Below are 14,506 nucleotides of genomic sequence, written 5' to 3'. Positions count from 1 at the left end.
GGATTATCCTCGGATCGCCCAGAAGGCCAGGTTCAAGCCCGGGAACTGCCCGGCGATATGGAAGGCGAAGCCGCCGGAGTGAATCAGTTGCTGCCAATGCTCACTGCCGCGATCCAGCTCGTAGTAGGTGGAGCCCGCGTGGTAAGGGATCTGCCGTGGCGCCACCGGCAACGGCAGCAGGCCGATGCCCGGCAGTTGCAGGTTGACCAGGTCGCGGATGTGCTCCACCGAGCCGACCTTGCTCTGCTGGCCGAAGCGCGCACGCAGGGTTTCGCCCGGGACATCGGCACGCACCACAAGGATGAAGCTGGCGCTGTCGATCAGGGTTTTGTCCGCCAGCATCGCCACATGCACGCCATAGGCTTTTTCGACAATCGGGATAGGCGTGGCCTTGCTGTCGATCAGCATCGACAGCGCCTCGCGCAGGGCCTGCATCACCGGGGCGAAGCTGAGGGCCAGGTCGTCATGCTGGTAGCGCGGGTATTCCTCGGGGCGCCGCCCCGAGGTGGAGAAGGTCGAGAACTCGCCGGCCAGGCTTACCAGTTCACTGAACAAACGCTCCGGGTGCAGCGGGCTCAACTGGCTCAGGTGCTGGATCAGCGGCTGGGCGCGGTTGACCAGTTGCAGCAGCATGAAGTCGGCAATCTCCGAGGCGCCACCGGCACCCGAGGCCACCACCCGCCCGGCCAGGGCTTCGCCGCGCTGGTGCAGCAGGCCCAGCAGTTCGCTGCGAAACGCCGTCAGCGGCTTGCTCGCGGCCACATCGAGCACCGGCGGGATGTAGCTGTCATCCAGCACCAGGGCGCGGTCGGCGCGTTTTTCCTTGATGCGCACCAGGCCGATGGCGGCGTAGTCGCTGATGCCATCGGCGGCGGTCAGCAAGCGCAGGGCACGGGAGCCGACGGCCACCGGCGCGCGGTTCTCGAAGGGTGCGTTGTCATCCCGCACCTCGCGCACCTGGCTCAGGTAACGCGCAGCGCCCAGGGGCTCGCCTTCGTCGACCGTATCGCGGGCACCGGCACGCTTGAGGGGCAAGGCCAGGTACACCAGGCCGTCACGCAGGTTGTCGTCGATGTTCAGCGGGCTCGGCGCCAGGTCATCCTGGGGGATATTGAACGGTGTGCCATCGGGCAACAGACCACGGGCCGAGACAATGGCCAGCTTGCCCTGGGCCAGCAGGCCCTGGTCGATCAGCAGTTCGGAAAACCCCCAGGCGCCGGCCGACAGCGGGCGGCTGCGGGCATCAATCAGGTTTTCCAGGTAACGGTCATGCTGCTGGAAGTGCTGCGTTCCGATGAACATGCCTTCCGACCAGACCACGCGATTGTTCCAGGACATGGGGGCTCCGATTGCTTCTTATTGGGCAGGGCTGGATGGGGAAACGCTGAGGTGCGCACGTACGGCGCGCACATCAAGGCTGATCTGGTATTCACTGGCCTGGCGGGGCAGCACGCTGAACACCGTGCGCCACTGCGCGCGGTCCAGTTCGCGATAGCCCACCAGCAGGCCGATCTGCCGGGTGGCCGGATCGAGGTCGCGCTGGATGCTCAATTGCTGGCCGGGTTGGATCACCACTTCATCCTGGTCCAGCAGGTCCAAACCGAGGGTCGGCTGGGCGCGATCTGCCAGGGCGAAATAGTCGGCACGGCTGAAGGCAGCGGCGTTTTTCAGCTCGAAAATCCGCACCCGCACCGGGGCTGGCTGGCCCATGGTGCCGGGGTTAAGCCCAGCGATGGCATGGAAGTGCAACTCGACACGGGTGGTGTCGATTTGTGCCTCTGGCGCCTGGGGCGGCGCGGCATCCTTGGCACAGGCCGTCAGCAGCAACACGCTGGCGGCTGCGAGTAAAAACCTGAAAATCATCCTGCGTCCTCAATGACGTATGTGGCTGTCCGTTGTTCCGGTTTCAGCGCCGCTGTCGTGCGCTGTGTGCTTCATAGGCCCGGCTGAATTCACGGCCGAACAGGTCCTGGAAATCCTCCTGGGCCTCACGGGAAATACTGTTGTAGAGCTCAGTGAACTGTTGCCAGTACTGGGCCTGGCGCGAGCCGTTGAACAGGCTCGACAGCCCGCCGGGCTTGCCCATGCGCTCTTCCAATTGGGCCGGCTCGAAGCGCGTCAACAGATGCTTGATGGCCGCTTCGACACCGGCCATCACCGCCAGTTGGTGCGCGCGCAGGTCGTCGAAACTATCGCGCACGGCCAGGTCCGGCGCCATAAACGCTTGGTTGCCGTGGCGTAGCAGCAGCAGTAACGCTTCGTCGGCATTCGGGGCGAATTTCAACGGATTGTTTTCCACCGGCTGGATCGTCGTCTGCTGCATGCGGAACTCGCCCTTGAGGCTGCTGCGTGCGCGCAGTACGTCGATCAAGCCTTCGACCATCAGCCGGTAGCTGCGGCCGATGCTTTCCATCTGCGCCTCGGCCTGGGCCTTGTCCAGGCGCAGTTGATCGAGACCGGCACCACGCAGGAAGGCTTGCAGCAAATCGGGTTGGTTGGCGTCTGCCACAGGGCGTGCGGGCTCGAGCACAGGGGGCGCGAGGGGCGGCTCAGGCGGCGCGATGACAGGTGGTGGCGGGCTGATCGACGGCGTAGGTGTTTCGCCAAACAGATCCCAGTCTTCTGGAATCACCGAGCCCGAGTTCAGCGGCTGCTCGGGGGCGGGCACGGTAACCGCCACGGGCGGGCGGAAATCATGCTGCTCAGCCGGCACATGGTCAGGCTGGGTGGGCGGCGGCACGGCCGTCGGCGTGAGGAAATCAAACAGGTCCGGTAGCGTGTCCATTGACGACGCACCCTGGAACTGTGGGGCGATCACCGGGGTCGGCAGCGGCGTGGCCACACCGGCACCCTGGCGCCCCATGAGGGCTTCGAAACTATTGGAGCCGTCAGTGCCGAAAGGCTGGCTGTCGGTCACCTTCACCCCGGAATCAATCCGTGCCTGGATCTCGTAATCGCCGATGCGGATCAATTCACCATCTTGTAATGGCTCACTGTTTCCCCGGCGCAAACGAATGCCGGCGTTAACCAATTCCACACCATTAGTACTGTTATCGGTTAGATAGTAACGACCATCTTTGTATTGAATAACGCAATGTTGCGCGGAGACCAAACGTTCTGGATCAGGCAATATCCAGTCGTTTTCACTGGAGCGGCCAATTGCCATCACCCCATTATCCATGGACTTTTCCGGACATTGACCTGGGGTGATCTTGTGATAACTAGTAATAGTCAAACACAGTGACATCTTGCCTCCTTGCTGTACCTCACGCGCGGGCGGCCCAAGGGAAATACCTTCCCAAGCGCGCCCTGGCAAATCCTTTAAACCACGCCAAAAAGGCTGACTTATCAGCATGATCGCCGATTTTAACCAGTCAATGTGACAAAAAGCGTCAGGGAATTCCTATTTTGACTCATAGGTCGTACAGGTTGTTAAACACCGCACATCTGTCACACAGGACGAATAGCTTACCTTGACAACGCATAACTACTACACCAAAAATGCACAACTTCTTGAAGATGAGTAGTGGCACATTGAAATCAATGCGCTGACCTGACCAGGAAAACATGCCGATAAATTGCGCAACTAGCCGCGCAACTAACGCATGAATTGCCCAAGACTAAAGGGCCGATATGGAGATCGAATTTGGTGGATGTGCCGTTGCTGCTCACCGCTGTTTCTGCGACTTCGCCGTGTGGCGAAGACTTGGAATATGACGCGGATTTCCTGCACTTGGAACGTGCTGCCCAGGGTCAACCCGAGCGCAGCATGGGCGACGCCATTTTGCCCGCCGAGCCGCCAGACTGGCGCAGTATCCAGCAACAGTGCCTGGACTTGCTGCAGCGCAGCAAAGACCTGCGCATCACTCATTTTTTGCTGCAAAGCTCCCTCGCCCTGCAAGGTGTTGGCGGGCTGGCCAGCGTCCTGACCCTGATCAGTGAACTGCTCCAGCAGTACTGGGCCGATCTGCATCCACGCCTGGATGCCGATGACCACAACGACCCCACCGTACGCATCAACGCCCTCGCGGGAATGACCTGCGACACGAACATCCGCCTGCTGCGCGAAAGTGTCCTCACGCGCTCGCGGGCGTTTGGCCCCGTGAGCCTGCGTGGCGCCCTGAACGCCAGCGGCCTGCAAAGTTTCCCCGGCGAAACCCTTGGTACCGAGCAACTGGCCGGGGCCTTCCTCGACAGTGATCCAGAGCAGCTGCAAGCCACCCACGCAGCCCTCGTCGAGGCCCGTGCGGCCTGTGAAACCATTGAAAAACACGTCAGCGAGCAAGTCGGTTCCGCCCAGGGCGTAGACCTCGGCGCGCTGAAATACCTGCTCAAGCAGGCCCTGCAGATTTTCAGCCAGTTCGCTGCGCAGAGCGGCAACAGCCGTGAACCCGAGGTTGTCAGTGACGACAGCCACGCCTCGGTCGAACACGCCGCCGCCCCTGCCGCCCCCCGCAATACTGGCGAGATCGCCAGCCGCGATGAGGTGCTGCGCGACCTGGACCGAATCCTTGCGTACTACACCCGGCACGAGCCTTCCAGCCCGTTGCCGGTGCTGTTGAACCGGGCGAAAAATCTGGTGCACGCCGATTTCGCGACCATCGTGCGCAATCTGATTCCCGACGGCATGTCCCAATTTGAAAACCTGCGCGGCCCGGACGGCGAGTAAGCCGCCCGACTGAGCAGTAACAACACCGTCGCTCAAGCGACCAGGAGCAGCAACGTGGCGAAGCAAAGTTCTCAGAAATTCATCGCGCGCAACCGCGCGCCTCGAGTGCAGATCGAGTACGACGTCGAGCTTTACGGCGCCGAGAAAAAGGTCCAACTGCCCTTCGTGATGGGTGTGATGGCCGACCTCGCCGGCAAGCCCGCCGAGCCTCTGGCGCCGGTCGCTGATCGCAAGTTCCTTGAAGTGGACGTCGACAACTTCGACTCACGCCTCAAGGCCATGCAGCCGCGCGTAGCCTTCCACGTACCCAACGAGCTGACCGGCGAAGGCAACCTGAGCCTGGACATCACCTTTGAAAGCATGGACGACTTCAGCCCGGCTGCCGTGGCGCGCAAGGTCGACTCGCTGAACAAGCTGCTCGAAGCGCGTACCCAGCTGGCCAACCTGCTGACCTACATGGACGGCAAGACTGGCGCTGAAGAAATCATCATGAAGGCGATCAAGGACCCGGCACTGCTGCAGGCCCTTGCGAGCGCGCCAAAACCTGCTGGGGACCAGTAATCATGAGCGAGAATACCGCCCGCGAAGGCGCACAGAACCTGGGCGCCACCGAAGAAACCAGTGAGTTCGCCTCGCTGTTGCTGCAAGAATTCAAGCCCAAGACCGAGCGTGCCCGCGAAGCCGTCGAGACGGCCGTGCGCACCCTGGCCGAGCAGGCCCTGGCGCAAACCGACCTGGTCTCCAACGACGCGATCAAGTCGATCGAGTCGATCATCGCCGCCATCGACGCCAAGCTCACCGCCCAGGTCAACCAGGTGATTCATCACCCGGATTTCCAGCAGCTGGAAAGCGCCTGGCGTGGCCTGCACTACCTGGTCAACAACACCGAGAGCGACGAGCAGCTGAAGATTCGCGTGCTCAATATCTCCAAGACTGACCTGCACAAGACCCTGAAGAAATTCAAGGGCACCGCGTGGGACCAGAGCCCGATCTTCAAGAAGATGTACGAAGAAGAATACGGCCAGTTCGGCGGCGAACCTTACGGTTGCCTGGTGGGCGATTACTACTTCGACCAGTCGCCACCTGACGTGGAACTGTTGGGCGAGCTGTCGAAAGTCTGCGCCGCAATGCACTCACCGTTCATCGCAGCTGCATCGCCGACCGTGATGGGCATGGGCTCGTGGCAGGAACTGTCGAACCCGCGTGACCTGACCAAGATCTTCACCACCCCGGAATACGCTGGCTGGCGCTCGCTGCGCGAATCGGAAGACTCGCGCTACATCGGCCTGACCATGCCGCGTTTCCTGGCACGCCTGCCGTATGGCGCCAAGACTGACCCGGTGGAAGCCTTCGCCTTCGAAGAAAACACCGACGGCGCCGACAGCTCGAAGTACACCTGGGCCAACGCCGCGTACGCGATGGCGGTGAACATCAACCGTTCGTTCAAGCACTACGGCTGGTGCTCGCGCATCCGTGGCGTGGAATCTGGCGGCGAAGTGGAAAACCTGCCGGCCCACACCTTCCCCACCGATGACGGTGGTGTGGACATGAAGTGCCCGACCGAAATCGCCATCAGCGACCGCCGTGAAGCGGAGCTGGCGAAGAACGGTTTCATGCCACTGCTGCACAAGAAAAACACCGACTTCGCCGCGTTCATCGGCGCCCAGTCGTTGCAGAAACCGGCCGAATACGACGACCCGGACGCCACCGCCAACGCCAACCTGGCCGCGCGCCTGCCGTACCTGTTCGCCACCTGCCGTTTCGCCCACTACCTGAAGTGCATCGTGCGCGACAAGATCGGTTCCTTCAAAGAGAAGGACGAGATGCAGCGCTGGTTGCAGGACTGGATCCTCAACTACGTCGACGGCGACCCGGCGCACTCCACCGAAACCACCAAGGCCCAGCACCCATTGGCTGCGGCGGAAGTGATCGTGGAAGACGTCGAAGGCAACCCGGGGTACTACAACTCCAAGTTCTACCTGCGTCCGCACTACCAGCTCGAAGGGCTGACCGTGTCGCTGCGCCTGGTATCGAAACTGCCTTCGGCAAAAAGCGCGTAAGTCATTCGCTTGTTCCCACGCTCCGCGTGGGAATGCCGCCCGGGATGCTCGGCGTCCCGGTGACGCAGAGCGTCACAGGATGCGTTACCACGCAGAGCGTGGGAACGATCACCAAATCAAGTGGCCCGTGCCACACAGGGAGAAAACATGGCTGTTGATATTTTCATCAAGATCGGCGACATCAAGGGCGAGTCCATGGACAAGGCCCACAAGGACGAAATCGACGTGCTGAACTGGAGCTGGGGCATGGCCCAGTCCGGCAACATGCACGTTGGCAGTGGCGGCGGTGCGGGTAAGGTGAATATCCAGGACCTGTCGCTGACCAAGTACGTGGACAAGGCTTCGCCTAACCTGATGATGCATTGCGCCAGCGGCAAGCACATCGACAAGGTCAAGCTGACCGTGCGCAAGGCCGGCGGCGAAAGCCAGGTCGAGTACATGATCATCAACCTCGAAGAAGTACTGATCACCTCCCTGAGCACCGGCGGTTCGGGCAGCGATGATCGCCTGACCGAAAACGTCACCCTGAACTTTGCCCAGGTGATGGTCGACTACCAGCCGCAGAAAGCCGACGGCACCAAGGACGGCGGCCCGATCAAGTTCGGCTGGAATATCCGTTCCAACACCAAGCGTTGATACGAAGCCCCCCGGCGCCACACGCCGGGGGATTTTGGTGCTTGCTCGAATTTCGACCTTCCTCTTTTCGGTATCTGAGTCATGGCCAAACCTTCGTTTATTAATTTGTGGAACAGCTATCCGCGCTACACCTATGCCGACCCCGCGTGCAACGATGGCTGGGCAAACCAGTGCGCCATTCGCGTGAGCATCGCGCTGTGCGGCGAACGCACGCTACCGGTCAACTCGTCGACCTATAACCTCGGCCCGCTCTGTGTGCACGGACACGCCCGAGGCGCAGAATCGCTGGCGCACTGGCTGTCGAAAAAACGCCAGCTCAGCCCACCAAAGACCTATACCACTAGCGTGGCCGACCGCGCCATATTGCGGGGCAAGACCGGCATCATTTTCTTCAAGGACTGCTACCAGACCAATACAGATCGGGCTGGCCGGCCCACTGGCGACCATATCGACCTGTGGAACCGTGGCCTGACCAAGAGTGGTGATCTGTCCTCAAGCGCCAAGGAAATCTGGTTCTGGGAGCTTTTGTAATGCGCAGGCCTTTTATTGTTGCAGTCCTGGCCGCGAACCTAGTGAGCCTGAGCGCATGCGCGGCAGAAGACGCACCTACGCCAACCGCTTCCACACAAGCGATGTTTGTCGGCCAGCCCCTGAGCCTGATGGACGACCAAGGTCGCTGCACACTGGTCAAGCCCGACCAGACTCGCATGCAGTTAGACATGGAATGGCCTTGCAGCTTCAGCCTGGATGCACAGCAGAAGCTGCGGGTAGAGACGTTCAACAACACTCCGATTTTTGCGGTCTGGCGTAGCGAAAAAATGCCTGCGCCCAGCCATGACTGCCTGAGCAAGATGCAAGCTGTTCGCCAGTTTCAGGGGACTTTTGAGGCAGGGGCAGTTAGCACCTTTGCGGCCTGCGGCTCGGGTGGTGACCAAAAAATGTATGTAGCGCCCTTTACGTGGTAACCGAAATCGCCACCCGCGACCGCCTGCAACCGTCCCTGTTGGACCGGTTGACCGACGACGAGCCGAGCAATCCCAAGGAAAGCGCGGACAAGCGCGTGCTGTCCCTGACCCAACTCAAAGCCTCGGTGCTGCGGGACCTGGCGTGGCTGCTCAATACCACGTCGCTGCTCAGCGCCGATGCCACGTTGCACACCCCGGCGGGGACGTCGGTGATTAATTACGGCCTGCCGGCGCTGGCGGGCAACAGTGCATCGAGTGTCGATATCAGTGCTCTGGAAGCCCTGATCTACCAGGCGATTGCCACCTTCGAGCCGCGCATCCTGCGCCACACCCTACGGGTCAAGGCGCGCGTGGCCCATGGCGAGATGAATCACAACGCCCTGAGTTTCGAGATCGAAGGCGACCTGTGGGCGCAGCCGGTGCCCTTGCGCCTGCTGCTGCAGACCGACCTGGACCTGGAGTCCGGCCATGTACGCGTGGTCAATGCCGACCAGCGGAGACGCCCATGAACCCGCGCCTGCTGGAGCTGTACAACCAGGAACTGCACCATGTGCGCGAGAGCGCTGCGGAGTTCGCCAAGGAATACCCGAAGATCGCCAGCCGGCTGACCCTGTCCGGCATGGACTGCGCCGACCCGTACGTCGAGCGTTTGCTCGAAGGCTTCGCTTATCTCACCGCCCGGGTGCAGCTCAAGCTCGATGCCGAGTACCCGACCTTCACCCACAATCTGCTGGAAATCGCCTACCCGCACTACCTGGCGCCGACCCCGTCGATGACCGTGGTGCAGCTGCAGGCCGATCCCGATGAGGGCTCCCTGGCCAGCGGCTTTCCACTGCCTCGCGACACCGTATTGCGTGCCGCCCTGGGCCGCGAAACCCAGACCTGCTGCGAGTACCGCACCGCGCACCCGGTGATGCTGTGGCCGTTGCAGGTCAGCCAGGCCGATTACTTCGGCAACCCGTCCGCCGTGCTCGGGCGCCTGGCCGCCAGCGAACCCAAGGCCAAGGCCGGTTTGCGCCTGACCTTGCGTACCGGCGCCGAGCTGCCCTTCAACAGCCTGGCCCTGGACAGCCTGCCGCTGTACCTGAGCGGCGCCGATGAGCAACCGTTCCGCCTCTACGAGCAGTTGCTCGGCAATGTTTGCGCGGTGTTTGCGCGCCAGCCCGGCGGTGACTGGGTGGAGCGTCTGCCACAGGACGCACTGCGTCCGCGCGGGTTCGACGACGCCGAGGCGGCGATGCCAGTGGTATCGCGGGCGTTCCAGGGTTATCGCCTGTTGCAGGAATACTTCGCCCTGCCCCATCGCTACCTGTTCGTCGAGTTCGCTGAACTGAGCCGCGCGGTACGACGCTGCGATGGCCAGGAGTTGGAGTTGATCGTGCTGTTCGACCGCCACGACCCGAGCCTGGAAGGCAGTGTGGGCGCCGCGCAATTCGTGCCGTTCTGCACCCCGGCGATCAACCTGTTCCCCAAGCGCGTGGACCGGATTCACCTGTCCGAACGGGTCAACGAGCACCATGTGATTGCCGACCGCACTCGGCCCATGGACTTCGAGATTCACTCCCTGAGCGGCATCACCGGCCATGGCACCGGACCGGAACAAGCCTTTTTGCCGTTCTACGCCGTGCGCGATCCGTCGCGCTACGGCCGCGACCAGAGTTATTACAGCGTGCGCCGCGAGCCGCGCGTGCTATCCAGCGACCAGCGGCGCAATGGCCCGCGCTCCACGTATGTGGGCAGCGAGACCTTTGTCAGCCTGGTCGACAGTCAGCAGGCGCCCTACCGCCACGACCTGCGCCAACTGGGCGTGACCGCGCTGTGCACCAACCGCGACCTGCCGCTGTTCATGAGCGTGGGCAACGGCAAGACTGACTTCACCCTGTCCGACAGCGCCCCGGTGCTGGCCGTGCGCTGCGTCGCCGGACCCAGCCGTCCGCGCGCCAGCCACGCCCATGATGCCAAGGCCTGGCGGCTGATCAGCCAGTTGTCGCTCAACTACCTGTCCCTCAGCGAGGGCCAGGGCGCCGCCGCGTTGCGTGAACTGCTGCGCCTGTATGGCGACAGCAACGACGCCGCCCTGCAACTGCAGATCGAAGGCCTGCGCGAGGTCAGCAGCAAAGCGGTGACCCGCCGCCTGCCGATGCCCGGCCCGATCGTGTTTGGTCGTGGCCTGGAGATCACCCTGGAATTTGATGAAAACGCGTTTCGCGGCACCGGCGTGTTCCTGCTCGGTGCGGTACTGGAACGGTTCCTGGCGCGTTATGTGTCGATCAACAGTTTTACCGAGACGGTGATCCGTACCACCGAACGCGGCGAGATCATGCGATGGAAAGCCAAGCCCGGACGTCGTCCGACCCTGTGAGTACCCTGGAGGCGATGCACCAGGAGCCCTGGGAATATGACTTCTTCCAGGCGCTGCGCCGTATCGAGTGCGAATCGCCAGACTTGCCGCGCCTGGGCCATTCCCTGCGCCTGGCCGATGACCCGTTGCGCCTCGGACAACAGGCCGATTGCACCTTCGCCCCGGCCACCCTGGCGTCGGTGGCGCCCGGCGCCGACGGCACGCCTGCGCGCCTGGAGCAGTTCTTTTTTGGCCTCGGCGGCCCCAATGGTCCGCTGCCGCTGCACATCACCGAATACGTGCGCGAACGCCAGCGCAACAACGCCGACAGCACCAGCAAGCGCTTCCTGGATGTGTTCCACCACCGCCTGCTGACCCTGTTCTACCGCGCCTGGGCCGAAGCGCGGCCGACCGTCAGCCATGATCGGCCCGACGATGATTACTGGTCCGCACGCCTCGCCGCCCTGAGTGGCCGGGGCATGCCCAGCCTGCTCGACCAGGGCCTGATCCCCGACACCGCAAAGCTGCATTACAGCGGCCACCTCTCGGCACAAACCCGCTACCCGGACGGCCTGAAGGCGATTCTCGGCGAGTATTTCGGCCTGCCGGTGGAGATTGAAGAGTACGTCGGCCAATGGCTGGAGCTGCCCGAGCGCAGCCGGGTCAGCGTCAGCGCCAATCAGTTGGGCGTGGACTTCTGCCTGGGCAGCCATGTGTGGGACCGCCAGCATAAATTTCGCATCCGCCTGGGCCCGCTCATGCTGGACGACTACATGGGCATGTTGCCCGGCAGCCAGCCGTTCAACGAACTTGTGGCCTGGGTTGCCGAGTACCTGGGCCATGAACTGGACTGGGACTTGAACCTGGTTCTGCAACAACCCGAAGTCCCGGCACTGCAACTCAACGGCCAGTTCCGCCTGGGCTTCAACACGTGGCTCGGCCAACCCGGGCACGACGCCAACGACCTAATCCTGGCCCGGCATTACGCCGATCAGGCCACCACCTCAAGGAATTCAGAGCATGGGTGAAATCAGTCGCGCCGCACTGTTCGGCAAACTCAACAGCGTGGCCTACAAGGCCATCGAAGCCGCCACGGTGTTCTGCAAATTGCGCGGTAACCCCTACGTGGAGCTGGCCCACTGGTTTCACCAGTTGCTGCAACTGCAGGACTCGGACCTGCATCGCATCATCCGCCAGTTCAACGTCGAGCCGGCGCGCCTGGCCCGTGACCTCACCGAAGCCCTGGACCGCCTGCCCCGTGGCTCGACCTCGATCACCGACCTGTCGTCCCACGTGGAAGAAGCAGTAGAACGCGGCTGGGTGTACGGCAGCCTGATGTTTGGCGAAAGCCAGGTGCGTACCGGCTACCTGGTGCTGGGCATTCTGAAGACGCCGAGCCTGCGGCATGCGCTGCTGGGTTTGTCGGGGGAGTTCGACAAGATCAAGGCCGAGGCCCTGAGCGAGCGCTTTGATGAATATGTCGGTGATTCGCCGGAAAACGCCCTGAGCGCCAGTGACGGTTTCAACGCCGGTGCCGTGCCGGGCGAAGCCAGCGGCGCCATGGCGCCGAGTGCCATGGGTAAGCAGGAAGCCCTCAAGCGTTTCACCGTGGACCTCACCGAGCAGGCGCGCAGCGGCAAGCTCGACCCGATCGTGGGGCGTGACGAAGAAATTCGCCAACTGGTGGATATCCTGATGCGTCGACGCCAGAACAACCCGATCCTCACCGGTGAGGCGGGGGTGGGCAAGACGGCGGTGGTCGAAGGTTTTGCCCTGCGCATCGTCGCCGGCGACGTGCCGCCGGCGTTGAAGGACGTAGAACTGCGCAGCCTGGATGTGGGCCTGCTGCAAGCCGGCGCCAGCATGAAAGGCGAATTCGAACAGCGCCTGCGCCAGGTCATCGAAGACGTCCAGGCCTCGCCAAAACCGATCATCCTGTTTATCGACGAAGCCCACACCCTGGTCGGTGCCGGTGGCGCCACCGGCACCGGTGATGCAGCCAACCTGCTCAAGCCGGCCCTGGCCCGTGGCACCTTGCGCACGGTGGCGGCCACCACCTGGGCCGAGTACAAGAAGCACATCGAGAAAGACCCGGCCCTGACCCGCCGCTTCCAGGTAGTGCAAGTGGCCGAGCCGTCGGAAGACAAGGCGCTGCTGATGATGCGCGGCGTGGCCTCGACCATGGAAAAACACCATCAGGTGCAGATCCTCGATGAAGCCCTGGAAGCCTCGGTGAAGCTGTCCCACCGCTATATCCCGGCACGCCAGTTGCCGGATAAGTCGGTGAGCCTGCTGGACACCGCCTGCGCCCGCGTCGCCATCAGCCTCCACGCAGTGCCGGCCGAGGTAGACGACAGTCGCCGCCGTATCGAAGCCCTGGAAACCGAGCTGCAAATCATCGCCCGTGAGCATGCGATCGGCATCGCCATTGGTGCACGCCAGAGCAATAGCGAAGCCTTGCTGAGCGCCGAGCGCGAGCGCCTGGCAACGCTGGAAAGCCGCTGGGCCGACGAGAAAACCCTGGTGGACGAGCTGCTCGCCACCCGGGCGACCCTGCGCGAGAAGGCTGGCGCTGTCGACAGCGGCAACGACGAGTTGCGCGCACACCTGGTGGACCTGCAACAGCGCCTCAGCGCCCTGCAAGGCGAAACCCCGCTGATCCTGCCGACCGTGGATTACCAGGCCGTGGCCTCGGTGGTTGCCGACTGGACCGGCATCCCGGTGGGCCGTATGGCGCGCAATGAACTGGAGACGGTGCTCAACCTGGACCAGCACCTGAAGAAACGCATCATCGGCCAGGACCACGCGTTGCAGATGATCGCCAAGCGCATCCAGACCTCCCGCGCCGGCCTCGACAACCCGAGCAAGCCGATTGGCGTGTTCATGCTGGCCGGCACCTCCGGCGTGGGCAAGACCGAAACCGCCCTGGCCCTGGCCGAAGCCATGTACGGCGGCGAGCAGAACGTGATCACCATCAACATGAGCGAGTTCCAGGAAGCCCATACCGTGTCGACCCTCAAAGGTGCGCCACCGGGCTATATCGGTTATGGCGAAGGCGGCGTGCTGACCGAAGCCGTGCGGCGCAAACCCTACAGCGTGGTGCTGCTGGACGAAGTGGAAAAAGCTCACCCGGACGTGCATGAGATTTTCTTCCAGGTCTTCGACAAGGGCGTGATGGAGGACGGCGAAGGCCGGGTGATCGACTTCAAGAACACCTTGATCCTGCTGACCACCAACGCCGGCACCGAGCTGATTTCCCACGTCTGCAAAGACCCGGCAAACGTGCCCGACCCGGAGGACATCGCCAAGGCGCTGCGCCAGCCACTGCTGGAAATCTTCCCGCCGGCCCTGCTCGGGCGCCTGGTGACGATTCCGTATTACCCACTCAGCGACGTGATGCTCAAGGCGATCACCCGCCTGCAACTGGACCGCATCAAGAAGCGTGTAGAGAACACCCACAAAGTCGCGTTCGACTACGACGACGCGGTGATCGACCTGATCGTCTCGCGCTGCACCGAAACCGAAAGCGGCGGGCGGATGATCGACACCATCCTCACCAACAGCCTGCTGCCGGACATGAGCCGCGAGTTCCTCACGCGCATGCTCGAAGGCAAGGCACTGGCGGGGGTGCGGATCGGCACGCGGGATAACGAATTGCACTACACCTTCAGCGACACCGAATAACCTGACGAAGTGCAATCCAAATGTGGGAGCGGGCTTGCTCGCGAATACGGTGAGTCAGTCGCCGGATGTATCAACTGATACACCGCATTCGCGAGCAAGCCCGCTCCCACATCGGATTCGGTTTCTTCAGTTATTAAGACACTTACGGGAC

The 14,506-nt window shown here is 62.6% G+C and carries 13 protein-coding genes; 10 read left to right on the top strand and 3 right to left on the bottom strand.

The window, feature by feature from the left end; genetic code table 11:
* Positions 1-3 precede the first annotated feature (3 nt).
* From tssK to tagH, 3 genes are read right to left on the bottom strand one after another with little or no spacing between them, the layout of a single operon-like run.
* Positions 4-1,338, bottom strand: coding sequence for a type VI secretion system baseplate subunit TssK (gene tssK, locus HBR93_RS06905; protein WP_057444220.1), 1,335 nt, complete (start codon positions 1,336-1,338; stop codon positions 4-6).
* Between the two features lie 18 nt (positions 1,339-1,356).
* Positions 1,357-1,863: a type VI secretion system lipoprotein TssJ gene (gene tssJ / locus HBR93_RS06900; protein ID WP_169960056.1), complete on the bottom strand. Its 507-nt coding sequence runs from the start codon at positions 1,861-1,863 to the stop codon at positions 1,357-1,359.
* A 43-nt stretch (positions 1,864-1,906) separates the two neighbouring features.
* On the bottom strand, positions 1,907-3,247 hold the full coding sequence (gene tagH, locus HBR93_RS06895) for a type VI secretion system-associated FHA domain protein TagH (protein WP_169960055.1): 1,341 nt from the start codon (positions 3,245-3,247) through the stop codon (positions 1,907-1,909).
* 402 nt (positions 3,248-3,649) lie between these two features.
* On the opposite strand from tagH, the gene tssA reads away from it, so the two are divergent.
* The 10 genes from tssA to tssH all read left to right on the top strand — a co-directional run bounded on the left by tssA (position 3,650) and on the right by tssH (position 14,355).
* On the top strand, positions 3,650-4,669 hold the full coding sequence (tssA, locus tag HBR93_RS06890; protein ID WP_169960054.1) for a type VI secretion system protein TssA: 1,020 nt from the start codon (positions 3,650-3,652) through the stop codon (positions 4,667-4,669).
* Between the two features lie 54 nt (positions 4,670-4,723).
* A complete protein-coding gene (tssB, locus tag HBR93_RS06885; protein WP_010168268.1) occupies positions 4,724-5,230 on the top strand; it encodes a type VI secretion system contractile sheath small subunit in 507 nt (168 codons plus the stop codon).
* Between the two features lie 2 nt (positions 5,231-5,232).
* Complete coding sequence (gene tssC / locus HBR93_RS06880) at positions 5,233-6,729, top strand: type VI secretion system contractile sheath large subunit (protein ID WP_057440528.1); 1,497 nt, start codon at positions 5,233-5,235, stop codon at positions 6,727-6,729.
* Positions 6,730-6,876: 147 nt separating this feature from the next.
* Positions 6,877-7,365: a type VI secretion system tube protein Hcp gene (locus HBR93_RS06875; protein WP_029289879.1), complete on the top strand. Its 489-nt coding sequence runs from the start codon at positions 6,877-6,879 to the stop codon at positions 7,363-7,365.
* An 81-nt stretch (positions 7,366-7,446) separates the two neighbouring features.
* Positions 7,447-7,896, top strand: coding sequence for a type VI secretion system amidase effector protein Tae4 (locus HBR93_RS06870; RefSeq protein ID WP_076963463.1), 450 nt, complete (start codon positions 7,447-7,449; stop codon positions 7,894-7,896).
* The gene (locus HBR93_RS06865; protein WP_115129292.1) at positions 7,896-8,330 is read left to right on the top strand and encodes a hypothetical protein; all 435 of its coding nucleotides are present in this window, start codon (positions 7,896-7,898) and stop codon (positions 8,328-8,330) included. The genes HBR93_RS06870 and HBR93_RS06865 overlap by 1 nt, the downstream gene beginning before the upstream one ends.
* Positions 8,324-8,839, top strand: a complete 516-nt coding sequence (gene tssE, locus HBR93_RS06860; protein WP_169960053.1) for a type VI secretion system baseplate subunit TssE — start codon at positions 8,324-8,326, stop codon at positions 8,837-8,839. Before HBR93_RS06865 ends, tssE begins: the two co-directional genes overlap by 7 nt.
* Positions 8,836-10,692 carry a type VI secretion system baseplate subunit TssF gene (gene tssF, locus HBR93_RS06855; protein WP_057961025.1) on the top strand — a complete coding sequence of 619 codons (1,857 nt, stop codon included), beginning with the start codon at positions 8,836-8,838 and terminating at the stop codon, positions 10,690-10,692. The genes tssE and tssF overlap by 4 nt, the downstream gene beginning before the upstream one ends.
* On the top strand, positions 10,656-11,699 hold the full coding sequence (gene tssG, locus HBR93_RS06850; protein WP_057961026.1) for a type VI secretion system baseplate subunit TssG: 1,044 nt from the start codon (positions 10,656-10,658) through the stop codon (positions 11,697-11,699). Before tssF ends, tssG begins: the two co-directional genes overlap by 37 nt.
* On the top strand, positions 11,692-14,355 hold the full coding sequence (tssH, locus tag HBR93_RS06845) for a type VI secretion system ATPase TssH (protein ID WP_169960052.1): 2,664 nt from the start codon (positions 11,692-11,694) through the stop codon (positions 14,353-14,355). The genes tssG and tssH overlap by 8 nt, the downstream gene beginning before the upstream one ends.
* Positions 14,356-14,506 lie beyond the last annotated feature (151 nt).

Origin of the sequence: Pseudomonas sp. WS 5411 (assembly GCF_012985595.1) — a bacterium.
Lineage (GTDB): Bacteria > Pseudomonadota > Gammaproteobacteria > Pseudomonadales > Pseudomonadaceae > Aquipseudomonas > Aquipseudomonas shahriarae.
The sequence above is the reverse complement of the archived record's forward strand: the minus strand, read 5'-3'. Positions and strand labels throughout refer to the sequence as shown.